The organism is Saccharopolyspora sp. NPDC002376, from assembly GCF_053593195.1.
The window spans coordinates 18,627-37,794 of sequence record NZ_JBSFBZ010000002.1 but is presented as its reverse complement, the minus strand read 5'-3'; the positions used below and the strand labels follow the sequence as shown (position 1 = coordinate 37,794).

Sequence of the window (19,168 nt, the reverse complement as noted above, 5' to 3'; positions counted from 1 at the left end):
CCTCACAGCGGGGGTACTACCCTGCGCGCATGCCACCGACCGCATCCCCGCCTGCCCGGCCCAAGCTCAACGACGGTGGGCTGCTGCTGTGCCGGGTCGCCGGGGTGCCCGTGCTGCTGTCCCCGTCCTGGTGGCTGGGCGCGGCGCTGATCGTGCTGCTCTACACGCCGCTGGTGGGCAGGATCCTGCCGGGCGCTGGCGTCTGGGAGAGCGCGGTGCTCGCCGCGGTGTTCACGGTGTTCCTCGCGATCTCGGTGCTGCTGCACGAACTGGGGCACTGCCTGGTGGCCCTGCAGCTCGGCCTGCCGGTGCGCAGAGTCCGGTTGTTCCTGCTCGGCGGCCTGACCGAGATCTCCCGCACACCGCCCAAGCCCACCCAGGAAGGACTGATCGCGGCCGCTGGACCAGCGGTGTCGCTGGTGCTGGCGGTGGCCACCGGCATCGGCTGGTTCGCGATGGTGCCGGGCGGGGCGATCTGGCTGCTGGTGGTGCAGACCTGCGTGGCGAACCTCGCGGTCGCGGGGTTCAACCTGCTGCCCGGCCTGCCGCTGGACGGCGGCCGGATGCTGCGCGCGCTGACCTGGCGGATCACCGGCAGGCGCAGCATCGGCACCAAGGCCGGCGTGATCGGCGCGGGCGTGGTGGCGGCGGCGCTGATCATCTGGGCGCTTATGGGGCTGATCCAGGATGCCCAGGAGGAGTGGCTGCGGCTGGGTGTGTGCGTGCTGATGGCGTGGTTCGTGGTGGCGGGAGCCAACGCCGAACGCACCGCGGAGCAGCGCACGAGCTGGCCGTCCGGGCTGATGCTGAACGACCTCGTGCGCCCGGTCCTGCAGCTCCCGGCGGAGAGCCCGGTGGGCGATGCGCTGATGGCCGCAGCTGGTCGGGGAGTGGTGCTGGTGCGCGCGGACGGCATCGCGGTGGGTCTGCTGGACCAGACCGCGGCTGAACGGCTGGCCACCCACGCGCCGAACGAGCCCGCCGAGCGCGCCGCGGAACCGGTCGACCCGGACACGATCCTGCTCGACAGCGAGTCGCCGGAGGCGATCCTGGAGCGAGTGCAGACAGTGCTGGCCTGGCAGTTCCTGGTGATCGACGAGGAAGGCCGGCCCAGCGGCGTCCTGCGTCGCGAAGACCTCCGCGCCGCGCTGCGCGCCCGCCGCAACTGAGGTGCGCGCCACTGCATCTCCGCAGGTAGCGGCCCGTGAGCGCTTTGAGCCGCTATGGCAACCCAAAACACTCACGGTCTCTGGCCAGCGGAAATGGGGCGCCGGAAGCCGATCCCCGGGTTCGTCCGGCCCTCTGCGACGATGGTGCGCTGTACCAGCGTCGAGAAGGTAGGCAGCACTTGAGCAGCACCGTCAGCGGTGAGTTCCGGCCCGGAGACCGGGTGCAGTTGACCGACCCCAAGGGGCGGAAGTACACGGTCGTGCTGGAGCCGGGAGGGGAGTACCACACGCACCGCGGCGCGTTGGCGCACGACGACCTGATCGGCAAGCCCGAGGGCTCGGTGGTGACCTCGGCCGGCGGCACCTCGTTCCTGGCCCTGCGCCCGCTGCTGGCCGACTACGTGCTGTCCATGCCGCGCGGCGCCCAGGTCATCTACCCCAAGGACGCCGCCCAGATCCTGATGTGGGGCGACATCCGCCCGGGCGCGCGGGTGCTGGAGGCCGGAGCGGGCTCGGGCGCGCTGAGCTGCTCGCTGCTGCGCGCGGTGGGCTCCGAGGGCAGCGTGACCTCCTACGAGGTCCGCGAGGACCACCTCGAGCACGCCGAGCGCAACGTGAAGCGCTTCTTCGGCGAGAAGCCGGACAACTGGACGCTGACCCTGGGCGACCTCAAGGACTACGACGGCGAGCAGGTCGACCGCGTGGTGCTGGACATGCTCGCGCCGTGGGAGGTCCTGGACAAGGTCCACGAGAAGCTGGTCCCGGGCGGTGTCCTGGTGGTGTACGTGGCGACCACGACCCAGCTCTCCCGCGTCACCGAAGCGATCCGCGAACAGCAGAACTGGACCGAACCGCAGTCCTGGGAAACCCTCCTGCGCCCCTGGCACGTGGTCGGCATGGCGGTCCGCCCGGAACACCGAATGGTCGCCCACACGGCATTCCTCCTCGTCACCCGCCGCCTCGCGGACGACGTGACCCCACCCCGAGTCCAACGCCGCCCCAGCAAGGGCTGAAAAACCGAAAACGGCCCGTCCGGAATTCCGGGCGGGCCGTTTTTGGGAACCCCAGACTATCGGAAGTTTTTCCTGATCTTTTGGGGATCAATCCCAGTTGGCGGCTCGCTGACATGCTTCGCCAGCGTCGCCCGATTCGACGCCCATGCGCCTGAGCTGATCGTGACAGGACAATTGCCCAGGAAGGCCGCCGTGCTCGCCTTCAGCGCAGGCGTTAATGGCGCCTGGGCCGACCACGTAACCCTTGGACGACAGAAAATCCTGGCAGTGCGATGCCCGTGCCTGGGCCGGTGCGGCCAGGACGACGGCGAAACCTGCAGTCGCAGCCGCCGTAGCGACCACGGTGGTGATTCGCTTCCCCAGTTTTCGCATATTTCCCCTCTTGCGATGAAATGACCTTTTGGTCGCCAATATCCTTTCGGCTCTACTGGTGGACGTCAACGGCTCTTCGGGTGAGAGGGGATTCACTGCCCTTTTTGTTTAATTTCCTGCGGAAGTCGAGGATGTTGTTGTAGGGCGACTTAAGTGGATCTCCTTGATCGTGTCATGTGAACAACCAAAAGGCCTGCCCGGAATTCCGGGCAGGCCTTTTGGTTGGTTGGGTGACGGTCAGCAGAGCTTCCACTCGCCGTTCTCGACGACCATCTTGAACTCTTCGTCGATCGGCTGGGACTCGTTGACCTGCCGGCCCATGAACTCCATGTTGAAGGTCATCTTGCCGTTGACCTTGGCGGTCGCGGTGTCGTCGCCGTTCTCCTTGACCTCGCCCAGGGTCATCTCGAACTTCAGGCCGTCGATCATCTTCTTGACGTCGGCGTCGGTCATGCCCAGCTCCTTGAGGTCACCGAGCTGGCCGCCCTTGCCCTCCATGGTGTCGATGATCTCCTGGAACTGCTCCTTGTCCTTCTGGCAAGCCATCGTCTGGAGCGTCGCGAAGTCCTTCGCGTTGATCGCGTCGATACCTGCCTGTGCCGTGTTGCGCGGGTCGCCGGGGCCACCGGTGAAGACGACGACCAGGACGATGATCAGGCCGATCACCAGGACGCCGCCCACGCCGCCGAGGATCCAGGGGAGGGGGGACTTCTTCTTCGGAGGGCCACCGAAACCCGGCTGGCCGTACGGCGAGGTCGGCGGGTACGGCGGCTGGCCGCCGAAGCCCGCCTGCTGCTGGGGGCCGCTGGGTGGGAACTGGCCGCCCGGCTGCTGGCCGAAGCCCTGCTGCGGGCCGCTCGGCGGGTACTGACCGCCGGGCTGCGGCTGGCCACCGAAGCCCGGCTGCTGCGGGTACTGGCCGCCCGGCTGCTGGCCCCAGCCGCCCTGGCCGGGCTGCTGCGGTGGGTACGTCACTGTTTCTCCCCCTCGTCGGAATTGTTCGGTCACTGGTCGAGCTGGCAGATCTTCCACTCGCCGTCTTCGACCACCAGGCTCATGGTCTGGTCGACCGGGTGGGCCTTCCCGTCGGCGGTGAAGGTGCCGGTGAGCTTCGCGGTGGCCGAGTCGCCACGCTCCGTGACCTGGCCGAGCTCGACCTTGAACTTCCACTGCTCGAGCTGGTCCAGGTCCTTGTTGAGCTTGGCCTTGTTGGACTCGCACACCAGACCGCGAACGCTCTTGAAGTCGTGCGCGTTGACCTTGGTCACGAGCTCCTGGGCGACCGGCTTGGCCTCGCCCGGTCCGCTGGCCAGCCAGAAGTACGCGCCGACACCGGCGCCGGCGAGGACGACGAGCACCCCGACCAGGCCGAGGATCAGCGGCAGCTTCGACTTCTTCTTCTGCGGTGGTTCGACGGCGGCGAAACCGTTCGGCTCCTGGAGCCAGGAACCGGGGCCGAACTCGCTGCCCCACTGCGGGGGCATGGGCGCCTGCTGCTGATCCGGCCCCTGCTGGCCCCAACTGGTGTGCTGGTTGCCGTAGAAGGCGGGCTGCTGCTGCGGGGCTTCCGAGGGTCCCGGTGGCGGGAACCCGTTGCCCGCGGGTTGCTGCTGGCCCCACCCGCCCTGTCCAGGCTGCTGCGGCGGATAGGTCATGAGCTCCTCCCCGGAGGTGTGCGTCGTGCTGCTGGCCGTCTGAGCGGCGGCAGTAAGTAGATCAGAGCGCGCGGCGTGAGATGAACGGAGTGGACTTTCGGCGCCGAATCGTCACGGCGCCGCACCGGTGCGCGGGTGACCGGAGATGCCGGTTGTTCTAAATGATGGGAGAAGTTCACGGTGTTCCGATCGGCCCCGGCGCAACGCCACCCGGTTGCCGGAGTCGTTAACCCGGATGCCGGTCGGCGGCCGCGATCCGTGCGGCGTAACGGAAATCCGGTGCTGGTCGGCGACCTCGGGTGCCGCGCGCCCCGCTGCGCAACGTATCGATCGGACCATGATCGTCAACGCACCGTGTCCGCCCCGATCGGCTCCCCACCGACCCACTGGTACCAACCTGGCGCACTCCGTGGGTATTCGCGGATTTTTGTGGCACGCTGGGCGATCCGGCGGACATTCACGACGCCGCCGTCGTCGGTGATCGCCGGTACCGTGGTGGTACGAGCACGGGAGGAGGGTGCCGACATGCAGCACGACCGTCCCGGCAGCCGGCCAGGGGAGGGCGGCGAGCAGTACAGCGGTGGCTCTGCAGAACTCCGCAGCCAGATCCGTCTCCTGGAGGACGAGGTTGCACTGCTGCGCCGCAGGCTCAACGAGTCGCCCCAACAGGTCCGATTGCTGGAAAAGCGGCTGGCCGAGGCATCCGAGAGAGTGAGTCAGCTCACCGAACGGAACGGCAAGCTCACCGAGACCCTGAAGGAAGCGCGGGGCCAGTTGATGGCGCTGCGCGAAGAAGTCGACCGACTCGCCCAACCCCCCAGCGGGTACGGGGTGTTCCTCAACTGCTTCGAGGACGGAACGGTCGACGTGTTCACGTCTGGTCGCAAGATGCGGGTGGCGGTGTCACCCAACGTCGAGACGGAGGAACTGAGACTGGGCCAGTCAGTGCGCCTCAACGAGGCACTGACCGTGGTGGAGGCTGGTGCGTTCGAGCAAACCGGTGAGGTCTGCACCTTCCGGGAGCTCCTGTCCAGCCGTGCCGGGGAGAGCCCCCGCGCGCTGGTGCTGGGTCACACCGACGAGGAACGCGTGGTGTGGGTGACCGAGCCGCTGGCGGCCTCCGGGCTCAAGGCGGGCGACTCGGTGCTGGTCGACAGCAAAGCCGGGTACGCCTACGACGTGGTGCCCAAGGCTGAGGTCGAGGACCTCGTGCTCGAGGAGGTGCCCGACGTCGGCTACCAGGACATCGGTGGCCTGTCCGGGCAGATCGAGCAGATCCGCGATGCCGTGGAACTGCCGTTCCTGCACTCCGACCTCTACATCGAGTACCAGCTCCGGCCCCCCAAGGGCGTGCTGCTCTACGGCCCGCCGGGCTGCGGCAAGACGCTGATCGCCAAGGCCGTGGCCAACTCGCTGGCCAAGCAGGTCGCCGCTGCGCGCGGGGACGACGATGGCCAGGCCAAGTCCTACTTCCTGAACATCAAGGGCCCCGAGCTGCTCAACAAGTTCGTCGGCGAGACCGAGCGGCACATCCGGCTGATCTTCCAGCGGGCGCGGGAGAAGGCCTCCGAGGGCACCCCGGTGATCGTGTTCTTCGACGAGATGGACTCGATCTTCCGGACCCGCGGCAGCGGTGTGTCCTCCGACGTGGAGACCACGATCGTCCCGCAGCTGCTCAGCGAGATCGACGGTGTCGAGGGCTTGGAGAACGTCATCGTCATCGGCGCCTCCAACCGCGAGGACATGATCGACCCGGCGATCCTGCGGCCGGGCCGGTTGGACGTGAAGATCAAGATCGAGCGTCCGGACGCCGAGTCCGCGAGGGACATCTTCTCCAAGTACCTGACCGGGCAACTGCCGATCCACGAGGAAGACCTCAAGGAGTTCGGCGGGGACAAGTCGGCGTGCGTGGAGGCGATGATCCAGACCACGGTCGAGCGGATGTACGCCGAAACTGACGAGAACCGGTTCCTGGAGGTCACCTACGCTAACGGGGACAAGGAGGTCCTGTACTTCAAGGACTTCAACTCGGGCGCGATGATCCAGAACATCGTGGACCGGGCGAAGAAGGCGGCGATCAAGTCCGTGCTGGAGACCAAGCAGCCGGGCCTGCGGGTGCAGCACCTGCAGGACGCCATCATCGACGAGTTCGCCGAGAACGAGGACCTGCCCAACACCACCAACCCGGACGACTGGGCCCGCATCTCCGGCAAGAAGGGCGAGCGGATCGTCTACATCCGCACCCTGGTCAGCGGGAAGAACCAGGAATCCGGCAGGGCGATTGACACGGCAACCAACACAGGTCAGTACCTGTAAGTGCCGGACTCGGGGTCGCCATCCTTCGGGTGGCGGCCCCGAGCTGTGCCGGGCGTCGGGAGCGGTTACGTTTCCAGGCATGATCCCCGCGCAGACACCGGTGGAGCGCCTCGGACTCGGACTGGCCGCGCTCGGGCGCCCCGCCTACATCAACGTCGGCCGTTCCGACGTGCTGCCTCAGCAGCGCACCGCGCAGGCGATGCGGGAACGCACCCGCGGGGTGCTCGACGCCGCTTACGCCAACGGCATCCGGTGGGTGGACACCGCGCGTTCCTACGGCAGCGCTGAGCAGTTCCTCGCCGAGTGGTTGCGCGAACGGGGTCACGGCGACGTGGCGGTGTCCAGCAAGTGGGGATACGCCTACGTCGCGCAGTGGCGGATCGAGACCGAGGTGCACGAGGTCAAGGAGCACTCGCTGGAGCGCCTGCGCACGCAGTGGGCGGAGACCCGCACCCTGCTGGGCGACCGGATCGACCTCTACCAGGTGCATTCGCTGACCGCGAACAGTCCGCTGTTCGACGACCTGGCGCTGCAGCACGAACTCGCCCGCATCCGCGACTCCGGCGTGCACCTGGGCTTTTCCACCAGCGGCGCGGCGCAGGCCGTGACCATCGAGCGCGCCTGGGAGATCGAGGTGGGCGGGCGGCAGCTGTTCTCGGCCGTGCAGTCCACCTGGAACTCGATGGAGCCCTCCGCCGGGCGGGCGCTGGCCGAAGTGCACACCGGCGGTTGGCGGGTGCTGGTCAAGGAAACCCTGGCCAACGGCCGTCTCGCGGTCGATCCGCCCCGTGAACTGGCCGAAGTCGCCGACCGCCACGGGGTGTCGTCGGATGCGGTGGCCATCGCGCACGTCCTGCGCCAGCCGTGGGCGGACGTGGTGCTGCTCGGCCCGGCCAGCGTCGAACAGCTGGAGACGAATCTGGCGGCCTGCCGCGTGGAACTCACCGACCGCGACACCCACGCCCTGGAAACCCTCGTCCGAGACGCAGCGACCTACTGGGGTGAAAGGGCCGAACTGCCCTGGCGCTGAGCCGTCCCGGGCAGGAGTTCTGCAGTTTCAATTGAAACTGTGAAACCCCGTGGGTGGTGATCACAGTTTCAATTGAAACTGTGGTTCAACTGGCTGGGGGAGTGGCCGGGGCTCGACTGGCCGGGGTTTGCTCGGTGTGGTGGGAGTTCACGGACGGGCGAGCCACTCGAGGGTGAACTGGCGGCCGTCGGGGACGAACGGGAACTGGTCGTCGTTCAGGCGTTCGCGGAGTTCTGCGACGGGCATCCACCAGCCGTCGGCTACTTCTTCTGGTTGATGGACTACCGGGCCGTCCCAGCGGACTTCGTAGACGAAAGCGTGGTAGCGCACCGAGCCCTGCTCGAAGGTGGAGCGGAACAGGAATTGCACCGGTGCACCGCGAACGCCCAGCTCCTCGGCCAGTTCTCGCTCCGCAGCGGTGTCCGGGTCCTCGCCGGCTGCGATGACGCCACCTGCGGTGCAGTCGTGCAGTCCAGGAAAGACGTCCTTGGTGTCGGTGCGGCGGTGGACGTAGATGTTCTCGCCGTCGGGGGAGAGCACGAACACTGCCGATGTGGCGTGCCAGAGCCCTTCCGCGCGCATCCGCTGCCGGGTCGCGCTGCCCACGACACGCCCGGCCGCGTCGTACACGGCTACCTGTTCCTCGCCAGCTTTCATGCCCCGATCGTCGCAGCTGCCCGGCGCAGCACATCCGACACACCGGTGGTGTCGGCGATTCCCACGATTCGACATCCTGTGGCGTGCAGCACTCCGCACGGTCGGTGATACCCCGTACGCTGCGAGGTATGCGGCGGATCATGGGAACCGAGGTGGAGTACGGCATTGTCGTGCCGGGCGATTCCAGCGCCAACCCGGTGCTGACCTCCACGCACATCGTGCTCGCCTACGCGGCGGCGGCCGACATCCCGCGGGCCAGGCGCGCGCGCTGGGACTACGAGGTCGAATCGCCACTTCGCGACGCCCGCGGCTTCGACCTGAGCGCGGCGGCGCAGCAGCCCAACGGTTCGGACGGCGACGACCTCGGGGCGGCCAACGTCATCCTCACCAACGGTGCGCGGCTCTACGTCGACCACGCGCACCCGGAGTACTCCGCGCCGGAGGTGACCAACCCGCGCGACGCGGTCATCTGGGACAAGGCCGGTGAGCGGGTCATGGAGGAGGCGGCCATCCGGGCGGCCAGCGTGCCCGGCACCGCGCCCATCCAGCTCTACAAGAACAACGTCGACGGCAAGGGCGCCAGCTACGGCACCCACGAGAACTACCTGATGTCGCGCGCCACCCCGTTCACCGCGGTGATCGGCGGTCTGACGCCGTTCTTCGCGTCCCGCCAGGTGATCTGCGGATCGGGTCGCGTCGGTGTCGGGCAAGCGGGGGAGAAGGCCGGGTTCCAGCTCTCCCAGCGCTCGGACTACATCGAGGTCGAGGTCGGCCTGGAGACCACCCTCAAGCGCGGCATCATCAACACCCGCGACGAACCGCACGCAGACGCCGACAAGTACCGGCGCCTGCACGTCATCATCGGTGACGCCAACCTCGCGGAGACCTCCACCTACCTCAAGCTCGGCACCGCGGCGCTGGTGCTGGACATGATCGAGAACGGTCTGCGCTTCGACGACCTGAAGCTGGCCGACCCGGTGCATGCCGTGCACCTGATCAGCCACGACCCGACGCTGAAGCAGACCGTGGAGCTCGCCGACGGCCGCCGGTTCACCGGATTGGACCTGCAGCGCGCCTACCACGAGCGCGCCGCGCGCTTCCTCGACGAGCACGACGGCGAGCGCGCCGCGCGCGACGTGCTGGCCACCTGGGGCGAGGTGCTGGACATGCTCAGCACCGACCCGATGAGCTGCTCGGACCGGCTGGACTGGCCCGCCAAGCTGCGGTTGATGGAGAGCTACCGCAACCGCGACAACCTGGGCTGGGCCTCGCCGCGGCTGCACATGATCGACCTGCAGTACTCCGACGTGCGCCTGGACAAGGGCCTCTACAACCGGCTGGTCGCGCGCGGCTCGATGAAGCGCCTGGTCAGCGAGGACGAGGTCCGCGACGCGGTGACCACGCCGCCGGAGGACACCCGCGCCTACTTCCGCGGCCGCTGCCTGGAGCGCTACCCGGCGGAGGTGGCCGCGGCGTCCTGGGACTCGGTCATCTTCGACCTCGGCCGGGAATCGCTCGTGCGCATCCCGACGTTGGAACCGCTGCGCGGCACCAAGGCCCACGTCGGCGCCCTGCTGGAGGCCGCTGCGAGCGCCGAGGAACTGGTCGACTCGCTGACCAGGGGCTGACCGGACCGCCTGACGACCACGTTACGTGCACGTCAGGCGGGGGCGAAGATCGCAAAGACCCCCGGCTGGCTGTGGGCCAACGGGTGTTCGGATGGGTAGTGTTCACAGCAGGACGTCCCCACTGCGGGGGAGGTCCGAGAGGTCGACCACCGGGAGGGCAGATGTCCCAGGAAAAGGTTCAGCGGCACGGCGGCGGCGAAGGCGACGAAGAGCAGGGTCCGGAGGCCGCCGGCCAGGAACGCCGCGAAAAGCTCGGCGAGGACGTGGACGCCATCCTGGATGAGATCGACGACGTCCTGGAGGAGAACGCCGAGGACTTCGTCCGCGCTTACGTCCAGAAGGGCGGGCAGTAGCCGGACTCGGCTCCGGGTCGCCCCGCGCGGCCCGGCGCTGTCCGCTGCGCGCCGGATCTTGACTAGAGTGCGTACCAGTCGCAGGCCCTTCGATCGGGAGACGATGTCGCTGATGGAATCGAGCTCGACCCAGTTTCCGGGTCAGGCATTGCCCGCCGCCTACCTCACCCCGGGGTCGTCGTCGTTCACCGACTTTCTCCGGACGACCACGCCCGAACTGCTGCCCGGCGGTCGGAAGCTGGCCGAGGGCGTGGTGGAAGCCCCGCACGGCACCACGATCGTCGCGGTGACCTTCCGCGGTGGCGTGCTGCTGGCCGGTGACCGCCGCGCCACCATGGGCAACCTGATCGCCCAGCGGGACATGGAGAAGCTGTTCGTCACCGACGCGTACTCGGCGGTCGGCATCGCCGGTACCGCGGGTGTGGCGCAGGAGCTCGTCAAGCTGTACGCGGTCGAGCTGGAGCACTACGAGAAGCTCGAAGGCATTTCGCTTTCCTTGGACGGCAAGGCGAACCGGCTGGCCAACATGCTGCGCGGCAACCTCCAGGCCGCCATGCAGGGGCTCGCGGTGGTGCCGCTGTTCGCCGGTTACGACACCGAAGCCGAGGACCCGGACCGCGCCGGGCGGATCGTGTCCTACGACGTGGTCGGCGGTCGCTACGACGAGGCAGCCGGTTTCCACGCGGTCGGTTCGGGTTCGCTGTTCGCGAAGTCCGCGCTGAAGAAGCGCTTCGACCCGGACGCCGACCAGGACACCGCAGTGCGCACCGCGGTCGAAGCGCTCTACGACGCCGCCGACGACGACTCGGCCACCGGTGGCCCGGACCTGTCGCGGCGCATCTTCCCGTCGGTCATCACCATCACCGCCGCCGACGGTGCCGTTCGGCTGTCGGAGGAGCAGACCTCCGCGGTCGCCACCGAGGTCGTCAACGGCCGGTTGGAGAACCCCGGCGGCTGAGCCCGCCCCGATCCGACTCGCGAGCAGATTCGAACCAGGAGTGCACAGCCGTGACGATGCCGTTCTACACCTCCCCTGAGCAGTTGATGCGGGAGCGTTCCGAACTGGCCCGCAAGGGCATCGCTCGGGGGCGCAGCGTGGTGGTGCTCAAGTACGCCGGTGGCGTGCTGTTCGTCGCCGAGAACCCGTCTCCGACGTTGCACAAGGTCGCCGAGATCTACGACCGCATCGGATTCGCGGCCGTGGGCCGCTACAGCGAGTTCGAGGCGCTGCGGGTGGCGGGGGTGCGCATCGCTGATGTGCGCGGGTACTCCTACGACCGCCGCGACGTCACCGGTCGTTCGTTGGCCAACACCTACGCCCAGCACCTGGGTGCCATCTTCACCGAGCAGATCAAGCCGTTCGAGGTGGAGATCTGCGTGGCGGAGGTCGGTTTCACCGCTGAAACCGACCAGTTGTACCGGTTGACCTACGACGGGTCCATCGTGGACGAACCGCAGTACGTGGTGATGGGCGGTCAGGCCGACGCGATCACCAGCGCGCTCAAGGACTCCTTCAGCGACGGGCTGGAACTGGCCGACGCGGCGAAGGTGGCGATCGAGGCGCTGTCCTCCGGTGGCGACAGCAGCCGGGAACTGGGCGTCGGCCAGCTGGAGGTCGCGGTCCTCGACCGCGCCCGCCCGAACCGGACCTTCCGCCGCATCAAGGGCGCCGCGTTGCAGTCGTTGCTCCCGGAGCAGGAGTCGACTTCGGACGAGTCGGAGGACTCCGATACCGAGGACGGCGAGTCCTCCGGAAAGTAGGGACCTTCGGCGGTTTCGCGCGAAACCGCCGTTCCTGTAGAGCTCCACGAGTGCGGGGTACCGATTGCCGGTGCCCCGCACTCGTGCATCTCGCGCAGGTTTCCCCGAACGGCTGCCCGCCAAGCGTTGTTCGGTCGCAACTTCCCCAGAAGTCACAACATGCTGTGGTCGTCGGAGAGTTCTGGTCCCTCCGGTGCCACGGTCCCTGCGCGCCGTGTGCGCTGCTCAGCGGTCCGGCCGGAACTGTCGATGACGCGGTGCAACCGTTTTCGCGACCAAAACACGTCACCGGTGCCCGAACGGCGGACCGCCGCGAAGCCGTGTTTGCGCCTAGTGTGGAGTCATGCAGCGGCGGATCTTCGGCATCGAAACCGAGTTCGGGGTCACCTGCACCTTCCACGGGCAGCGTCGACTGTCCCCGGACGAGGTGGCCAGATACCTGTTCCGACGGGTCGTGTCGTGGGGGCGGTCGTCCAACGTCTTCCTCCGCAACGGGGCCAGGCTCTACCTGGACGTGGGCTCCCACCCGGAGTACGCCACGGCCGAATGCGACGACCTCGTCCAGCTCGTCACGCACGACAAGGCGGGCGAGCGGATCCTGGAGGACCTGCTCATCGACGCCGAGCGGCGGCTGGCCGACGAGGGCATCGGTGGCGACATCTTCCTGTTCAAGAACAACACCGACTCGGCGGGCAACTCCTACGGCTGCCACGAGAACTACCTGGTCGGCCGTTCCGGGGAGTTCTCCCGGATCGCCGACGTGCTGCTGCCGTTCCTGGTGACCCGCCAGCTCATCTGCGGTGCGGGCAAGGTGCTGCAGACCCCGCGCGGCGCGGTGTACTGCCTGTCGCAGCGCGCCGAGCACATTTGGGAGGGCGTCTCCAGCGCGACGACCCGCTCGCGGCCGATCATCAACACCCGCGACGAGCCGCACGCCGACGCCGAGCGCTACCGCCGGCTGCACGTCATCGTCGGCGACTCCAACATGTCCGAGGTGACCACGCTGCTCAAGGTCGGTGCCGCGAACCTGGTGCTGGAGATGATCGAGCAGGGCGTGCAGTTCCGGGACTTCAGCCTGGACAACCCGATCCGCGCGATCCGCGAGATCAGCCACGACCTGACCGGGCGGCGCACGGTCCGGTTGGCCGGCGGCCGGGAGGCCTCCGCGCTGGACATCCAGCGGGAGTACTACGGCCGAGCGGTCGACCACGTGGCGCGGCGCGGTTCGGACCCGATGACCGAGCGGATCCTGGAACTGTGGGGCCGGGCGCTGGAAGCCATCGAGAAGCAGGACTTCTCGCTGATCGACCGGGAGATCGACTGGGCGATCAAGCACCGGCTGCTGGAGCGCTACCGCGGCAAGCACGGCCTGGAGCTGTCCAGTCCGCGGATCGCCCAGCTGGACCTGGCCTACCACGACATCCGCCGCGGGCGCGGGCTGTTCGACATGCTGCAGCGCAAAGATCTGGTGGACCGGGCCACCGAGGACGGCGAGATCGAAGCGGCCAAGGACACCCCGCCGCAGAGCACCCGGGCGAAGCTGCGCGGTGACTTCATCGCTGCTGCGCAGGCCGCAGGCCGAGACTTCACGGTCGACTGGGTGCACCTCAAGCTCAACGACCAAGCCCAGCGCACGGTCCTGTGCAAAGACCCGTTCCGCGCAGTGGACGACCGCGTGGAACGCCTCATCAACTCCTTGTGACCCGCCTGTTCTGAGTGACGGGCACCTCCGACTCGCTTGGAGGTGCCCTTCGCCGTGAGGATCAGCGTTCTTGGCCGGTGGGGCGGATGATCAGCTCGTTCACGTCGACCGTGGGGGGTTGCTGGAGGGCGTAGAGGGCTGCGTTGGCGATGTCTTCGGCGCGCAGTTTGGGGACGTTCGGGGTGCCCGCGGTCATTTCGGTTTCGACCATGCCCGGTTGGATGAGGGTGACGCGGACTCCGGTGCCCACGCACTCCGCGCGGATGTTCTGGGCCATGCCGGTGACCGCCCACTTCGTTGCGGAGTAGAGGTCTCCGGGGCGGAGGTTGCGGCCCGCGTTGGAGCCGGTCATGAGCAAGTGGCCCTTGGCGCGGGTGAGCGCTGGTAGGGCGGCGCGGGCGGTGATGGCGGCGCCGTAGACGTTGGTCAGGACCATGTCGCGCCACTGCTCGGGGTCGGCGCCGTCGTTGCCCAGGAACGAGGTCTGCAGGCTGACGCCGGCGTTGGCGAAGACCGCGTCGAGGCGGCCGAAGTGGTCTTCGGCGCGCTGGACGGCCTCGGTGAGGTTCGCGTAGTCGGTGACGTCGCAGGGGAGGGCCAGCGCGGTGTCCGCGCCCAGCTCGTCGACCAGCGCGGACAGTGCATCGGTGGAGCGGGCGGTCAGGACGAGGCGGAATCCGGCTTCAGCGGCGGCTCGCGCGGTCGCGGCACCGATGCCCCGCGATGCCCCGGTGATCATCAAGACGCGATCGGTCATGTTCCCAGGGTAGGCGGGCGATGATCATCGCAAACCTTTTTCACGTTCCCTGCGGCTTCAGCGTCGATCGAAATTGGCGCCCCATCCGGCACATCTGCCCCGCGAGTGATCTGGCGCACCGACCCAAACACATGATCGAATACTGGCGGGATAGAGTTTTCCGGTGGCCACTGTGCGTGCTGAACGCTTGGTGAACCTGGTGCTGTGTCTGCTCTCGACGCGCCAGTACCTCACCGCGGAGCGGATCCGGGCGATCGTGCCGGGCTATGCCGGCGCGCCCACTGACGAGGCCTTCTTCCGCACCTTCGAGCGGGACAAGGCGGAACTGAGGGATCTGGGCATCCCGCTGGAGACCGGTCGCAACTCGGCCTTCGACGCCACTGACGGTTACCGCATCGCGCGTCGCGACTACGAGCTCGGCGACATCGAACTCGAACCCGACGAGGCCGCTGCCGTGGCGCTGGCGGTCCGGCTGTGGGACGCCCCGGAGCTCACCGCGGCTGCCCGCGGCGCGTTGCTGAAGCTGCGCGCGGCCGGGGTGGACGTCGACGAACACGTCTCGGCCGCGGTCGAGCCAAAGGTGCGCACGACCGAGCCGGCGTTCGCGCCGCTGCTGGCGGCGGTGGAGAGCGGCCGGGTCGTGGAGTTCGACTACCGGCGTCCGAGCAGTCCCGACGTGCACCGGAGGACCATCGAGCCGTGGGGCGTGGTGTCCTGGCGCGGTCGGTGGTACGTCGTCGGGCACGACCGCGACCGGCAGGCGCCGCGGTGCTTCCGATTGTCCCGAATCCAGGGCAAGGCCAAGGCCGTTGGTCGGGCCGGGCAGGTCCAGCGCCCACCGGACCTCGACCTGCTGCGCTTCGTCGCCGGCGAGCAGCGCGAAGCGCCGCCCACCACGCTGGCCCGCGTGTGGGTCGCGGACGGGCGCGCGCAGGGTGCTCGGCGCCGGGCGAAGGTCGTCGACCGCATGGAGCTCGACGGCGACTGGGGCGACGTGCTCGAGCTCGACCTGCACTATCCGGAGTCGGCGGCTGGCTGGCTCGCCGGGTACGGGGCGGACGTGGTGGTGCTGGAGCCGGACACGTTGCGCAAGACGATCCACGAGATCCACTTGGACGTGGTGGACCAGGGCAAGGCGGGGGAGCAGTCGTGACCAGTGCGACCGAACGCCTGCCGCGCCTGCTGGCGCTGGTGCCCTACCTGCTGAGCCGGCCGGGCATCCCGATCGCCGACGCCGCGGCCGATTTCGGCGTCACCCAGCAGCAGCTGCGCAAGGACCTGGAGCTGCTGTGGATGTGCGGGCTGCCGGGTTACGGACCTGGTGACCTGATCGACCTGTCCTTCGAGAGCGACTCGATCACCGTCACCTACGACGCGGGCATGCGGCGGCCGCTGCGGCTGACCGCGTCCGAAGCCACCGCGCTGCTGGTGGCGCTGCGGGCGCTCGCCGAGACGCCGGGGATCACCGACACCGACGCGGTCCAGCGGACCCTGGCGAAGGTGGAGAACGCGGTCGGGCAGGCCCGCCCATCTGGCGTCGTCGTCGGTTTGGAAGGCCGCGAGGGCGCGGTCCGGCGGGGCGTGCGCGGTGCGGTGCAGGACGCGACGACGCGGCGCCGAGCGCTGCGGATCCGCTACTACACGGCCTCCCGCGACGAGATCAGCGAGCGGACCGTGGACCCGATGCGGCTGCTGCTCATCGACGGGCGCAGCTACCTGGAGGCCTGGTGCCGCAGCGCGCTGGGCGTGCGGATGTTCCGGCTGGACCGGATCGACGAGGTCGAGGTGCTCGACGAACCGGCGCAGCCGCCCTCGGAGGCCGAGCCCACCGACGTCTCCGCCGGGCTGTTCCGGCCTGCCCCCGACCAGTCGGTGGCGGAGCTGGAGCTGGAGCCCGACGCGCGCTGGGTCGCCGAGTACTACCAGGTGGACGAGCTCGTCGAACTGCCGCACGGGCGGGCGCGGGTGCGGATGCGCTACTCCGACCGCAGTTGGATGAGCCGGTTGCTGCTCGGGCTGGGCGGTCAGGTGCGGGTGCTCAGCCCTGACGATCTCGCCTGTGACGTGCGTCAACGTGCGGAAGACGCGTTGGCACGGGCACGTCACCTCCCGTCCACCTGAGCCCGATACGGTGACCGGGTGCCGTACGTGTGGAGTTTTGTGCTGCTGGGGGCAGGTCTGATCCTGCTCGTGGTGCTGCTGGTCCGGGCGCTCCGGGAAGTGAACCGGTTCAAGTCCGTGCAGCGGCAGGTCGCTCACGACCTCGCGGACCGCAGCGGCCTGGTGAAGGCACGCGTCGCCGGACTCAAGGTGGCGTTCGCCGAACGTCGCCGGAGCTGACCTCAACGGCCCTATTCGTCCTGCCCTGCCGCGCGTACGATTCGCCCAGCAGGGACATCAAGAAAGGTTGTGTTCGGATGGGTTTGCCAGGTGGCTGGGAGCTGATCCTCATCGTCTTGGTCGTGGTGCTGCTCTTCGGCGCGACCAAGCTCCCGCAGATGGCCCGCTCGCTCGGCCAGTCCGCGCGTGTTTTCAAGGCGGAGGCCCGCGGCATGAAGGCCGACGAGGAGGCCGCGAAGAAGTCCGAAGAGGACAAGGCCAAGCCGGAGCTGACCTCCGGTGAATCCAGCACGCCCCCGGTTGCGTCGCCGTCCCCGGCCGACGAGAAGCAGCGCAACGACAAGAACTGACTGAGGACGGAAACACACGGTGGGTAGTCCACTGCGTCGCATGAACCCGTTCCGCAAGGGGCGCCGTCGGTGGGGCCGCAGGCACAACCCGGACGGCACCATGACGCTCGTCGATCACCTCTACGAGCTGCGGTACCGGTTGGGCGTTGCCATCGCGGCGGTGGTCGTCGGCGCGATCTTCGGGATCTGGTGGTTCTCCAACTCGGCCTTCGGGTTGCCCACGCTCAGCGATTTCCTGCTGGAGCCGTACTGCCAGCTCCCCGTGACTCAGCGGCTGAGCCCGAACGGGACGTGCCAGCTGCTGCAGACCGAGCCGTTCGAGATCTTCATGCTGACCCTGAAGGTCGGCATCGCGGTCGGTGCGGTGCTGTTCAGCCCGGTGTGGCTGTACCAGCTGTGGGCGTTCATCACGCCCGGTCTGTACGCCAAGGAGCGCAAGTTCGCCCGGCTGTTCGTCGGCTGCGCGACGGTGCTGTTCGTCGCCGGTGCGGTGCTGGCGTACTACATCCTCCCGGTGGCGCTGTCGTTCATGTCCGGCTTCGGCGGGGACGCGTTCTTCACCGCGCTCAGCGGCGGCAAGTACATCAGCTTCATGCTGATCCTGCTGGTGATCTTCGGCGTCAGCTTCGAGCTGCCGCTGGTGATGGTGATGCTCAACCTCGCCGGGATCGTCAGCTACGAGAAGCTCAAGAGCTGGTGGCGGGGCATCGTGTTCGCGCTGTTCGTGTTCGCCGCGATCGCGACGCCGGGCCAGGACCCGTTCTCGATGCTCGCGCTGTCCGCGGCGCTGTGCGTGCTGTTCGGCCTCGCGATGGTGATCTGCCGGGCCAACGACAAGCGCAAGGCCAAGAAGCTCGCGGCCCAGGGCTTGACCGAGGCCGGGCTGGACGAGGCGTCCCAGATCGACTTCCGAGCCTCGGACCTGGACGTGCAGCCGTCGCAGGCGCCGAAGCACACTGACGACGTCACCTGACGTTTGCCATGCCGTGAGCGGCGATGGTCGTAAGGGCGACCATCGCCGCTCACGTCTTTTTTGCCCAGTCACTGGCCAAGGCGGGGTCGGGTGGGTGAGGATCTTGCCTCGTGCGCTGTGTGCTGTTGATCAATCCTGCGGCCGGTGGTCGGCTCTCCGCGTCGGTCGTCGGCGAAATCGTCGGTCATCTCCGCGCTGTGTGCGATGTCCGGACGGTGATCGCCACCGACGCGGGTGGTGCCGCTGACGCGGCCAAGCGTGCGGTGGCCGATGGTGCCGACGTGCTCGCGGTGGTCGGTGGTGACGGCATCGCGCACTTGGCGGTGCAGGCGTGCGCCGAGTCCGACACCGCGCTCGCCCTGATCCCGGCCGGCACGGGCAACGACCTGGCGCGCGGGCTGGAGGTTCCGCTCGATCCCGTCGCCGCCGCCAGGTCCGTCGCGCGGGCGCTGAAGGCGGGCGAGAAGCGGAGCATCGACCTCGGCAAGATTGCGGGCGCGGGCTGGTTCGCGACCGTGCTGTGCGCGGGCTTCGACTCGCGCGTCAACGCGCGGGCCAACCGGATGCGCTGGCCGCGCGGACAGCGCCGCTACGACCTGGCGGTGGTGCGGGAGCTGATCGGGCTGCACGCGATGCCGCTGCGGGTGGAGACCGAGTCCGGTGTCACCGAGCTGGACGCGACGCTGGTCGCAGTGGGCAACACCGCCTGCTACGGCGGCGGCATCCCGGTCTGCCCGGACGCCGATTCGACCGACGGCCTGCTCGACGTGACCCTGGTCGGCGAGGTGTCCCGCCGCGACTTCGTGGGGATCCTGCCGAGCCTGCGCACCGGGCGGCACGTGGACCACCCAGCGGTCACCACGCTGCGTGCCCGCCGGATCCGGCTCAGCGGTGAGAACGGCTGGCTGGCCTACGCCGACGGCGAACCCCAAGCCCGCCTGCCGTTGACCATCCGCTCAGTACCCGGGGCGCTGAAGGTCGTGGGTTAGTCCTGGTCTGGCAGGCCGTGGACCTGGTGGACCGGCAGCTCGACCGCGTCTTCGCGGAGCGCTGACCGCGCCGGGAAGCCCGATGTGACGAGGTGCGCACCGG

19 protein-coding genes are annotated in these 19,168 nt (G+C 68.5%); 15 read left to right on the top strand and 4 right to left on the bottom strand.

Features of this window, described 5'->3' with window-relative positions; all coding sequences use genetic code 11:
- Positions 1-29: 29 nt before the first annotated feature.
- Together ACWCO2_RS01915 and ACWCO2_RS01910 are read left to right on the top strand one after the other, a co-directional pair.
- The gene (locus ACWCO2_RS01915) at positions 30-1,169 is read left to right on the top strand and encodes a site-2 protease family protein (RefSeq protein ID WP_450125811.1); all 1,140 of its coding nucleotides are present in this window, start codon (positions 30-32) and stop codon (positions 1,167-1,169) included.
- 179 nt (positions 1,170-1,348) lie between these two features.
- On the top strand, positions 1,349-2,182 hold the full coding sequence (locus ACWCO2_RS01910; protein WP_450125810.1) for a tRNA (adenine-N1)-methyltransferase: 834 nt from the start codon (positions 1,349-1,351) through the stop codon (positions 2,180-2,182).
- Between the two features lie 609 nt (positions 2,183-2,791).
- Here the strand turns inward: ACWCO2_RS01910 and ACWCO2_RS01905 are convergent.
- The gene (locus ACWCO2_RS01905) at positions 2,792-3,529 is read right to left on the bottom strand and encodes an Rv0361 family membrane protein (protein WP_450125809.1); all 738 of its coding nucleotides are present in this window, start codon (positions 3,527-3,529) and stop codon (positions 2,792-2,794) included.
- Positions 3,530-3,558: 29 nt separating this feature from the next.
- Entirely contained in the window at positions 3,559-4,209 is a 651-nt protein-coding gene (locus ACWCO2_RS01900) for an Rv0361 family membrane protein (protein ID WP_450125808.1), read from the bottom strand.
- A gap of 525 nt (positions 4,210-4,734) precedes the next feature.
- Here ACWCO2_RS01900 and arc point away from each other — a divergent pair.
- Together arc and ACWCO2_RS01890 are read left to right on the top strand one after the other, a co-directional pair.
- Positions 4,735-6,525, top strand: a complete 1,791-nt coding sequence (arc, locus tag ACWCO2_RS01895) for a proteasome ATPase (RefSeq protein ID WP_450125807.1) — start codon at positions 4,735-4,737, stop codon at positions 6,523-6,525.
- A gap of 79 nt (positions 6,526-6,604) precedes the next feature.
- Positions 6,605-7,555, top strand: coding sequence for an aldo/keto reductase (locus tag ACWCO2_RS01890; protein WP_450125806.1), 951 nt, complete (start codon positions 6,605-6,607; stop codon positions 7,553-7,555).
- A gap of 147 nt (positions 7,556-7,702) precedes the next feature.
- Here the strand turns inward: ACWCO2_RS01890 and ACWCO2_RS01885 are convergent, their stop codons facing one another.
- The gene (locus ACWCO2_RS01885; protein WP_450125805.1) at positions 7,703-8,212 is read right to left on the bottom strand and encodes an NUDIX hydrolase; all 510 of its coding nucleotides are present in this window, start codon (positions 8,210-8,212) and stop codon (positions 7,703-7,705) included.
- A 128-nt stretch (positions 8,213-8,340) separates the two neighbouring features.
- On the opposite strand from ACWCO2_RS01885, the gene dop reads away from it, so the two are divergent.
- From dop to pafA, 5 genes are all read left to right on the top strand, one after another.
- A complete protein-coding gene (gene dop / locus ACWCO2_RS01880; RefSeq protein WP_450125804.1) occupies positions 8,341-9,840 on the top strand; it encodes a depupylase/deamidase Dop in 1,500 nt (499 codons plus the stop codon).
- Positions 9,841-10,001: 161 nt separating this feature from the next.
- A complete protein-coding gene (locus tag ACWCO2_RS01875) occupies positions 10,002-10,193 on the top strand; it encodes a ubiquitin-like protein Pup (protein ID WP_010310552.1) in 192 nt (63 codons plus the stop codon).
- Positions 10,194-10,305: 112 nt separating this feature from the next.
- On the top strand, positions 10,306-11,151 hold the full coding sequence (gene prcB / locus ACWCO2_RS01870) for a proteasome subunit beta (protein ID WP_450125803.1): 846 nt from the start codon (positions 10,306-10,308) through the stop codon (positions 11,149-11,151).
- Between the two features lie 50 nt (positions 11,152-11,201).
- Positions 11,202-11,954, top strand: coding sequence for a proteasome subunit alpha (prcA, locus tag ACWCO2_RS01865; RefSeq protein WP_450125802.1), 753 nt, complete (start codon positions 11,202-11,204; stop codon positions 11,952-11,954).
- A 343-nt stretch (positions 11,955-12,297) separates the two neighbouring features.
- On the top strand, positions 12,298-13,656 hold the full coding sequence (gene pafA / locus ACWCO2_RS01860; protein WP_450125801.1) for a Pup--protein ligase: 1,359 nt from the start codon (positions 12,298-12,300) through the stop codon (positions 13,654-13,656).
- Positions 13,657-13,717: 61 nt separating this feature from the next.
- Here pafA and ACWCO2_RS01855 read toward each other — a convergent pair whose 3' ends face one another.
- Positions 13,718-14,413 carry an SDR family oxidoreductase gene (locus ACWCO2_RS01855; RefSeq protein WP_450125800.1) on the bottom strand — a complete coding sequence of 232 codons (696 nt, stop codon included), beginning with the start codon at positions 14,411-14,413 and terminating at the stop codon, positions 13,718-13,720.
- A 163-nt stretch (positions 14,414-14,576) separates the two neighbouring features.
- Between ACWCO2_RS01855 and ACWCO2_RS01850 the strand changes: the two genes are divergently transcribed.
- The 6 genes from ACWCO2_RS01850 (at position 14,577) to ACWCO2_RS01825 (ending at position 19,065) form a co-directional block, all read left to right on the top strand.
- A complete protein-coding gene (locus ACWCO2_RS01850) occupies positions 14,577-15,566 on the top strand; it encodes a helix-turn-helix transcriptional regulator (protein WP_450125799.1) in 990 nt (329 codons plus the stop codon).
- Positions 15,563-16,534, top strand: a complete 972-nt coding sequence (locus ACWCO2_RS01845) for a helix-turn-helix transcriptional regulator (RefSeq protein WP_450125798.1) — start codon at positions 15,563-15,565, stop codon at positions 16,532-16,534. The genes ACWCO2_RS01850 and ACWCO2_RS01845 overlap by 4 nt, the downstream gene beginning before the upstream one ends.
- A gap of 27 nt (positions 16,535-16,561) precedes the next feature.
- Positions 16,562-16,753, top strand: a complete 192-nt coding sequence (locus ACWCO2_RS01840; protein ID WP_450125797.1) for a bacteriophage holin — start codon at positions 16,562-16,564, stop codon at positions 16,751-16,753.
- Positions 16,754-16,830: 77 nt separating this feature from the next.
- Entirely contained in the window at positions 16,831-17,103 is a 273-nt protein-coding gene (gene tatA / locus ACWCO2_RS01835; protein WP_450125796.1) for a Sec-independent protein translocase subunit TatA, read from the top strand.
- 40 nt (positions 17,104-17,143) lie between these two features.
- The gene (gene tatC / locus ACWCO2_RS01830) at positions 17,144-18,076 is read left to right on the top strand and encodes a twin-arginine translocase subunit TatC (protein WP_450125795.1); all 933 of its coding nucleotides are present in this window, start codon (positions 17,144-17,146) and stop codon (positions 18,074-18,076) included.
- 119 nt (positions 18,077-18,195) lie between these two features.
- Positions 18,196-19,065, top strand: coding sequence for a diacylglycerol/lipid kinase family protein (locus tag ACWCO2_RS01825; protein ID WP_450126007.1), 870 nt, complete (start codon positions 18,196-18,198; stop codon positions 19,063-19,065).
- The last annotated feature ends 103 nt before the right edge of the window (positions 19,066-19,168 follow it).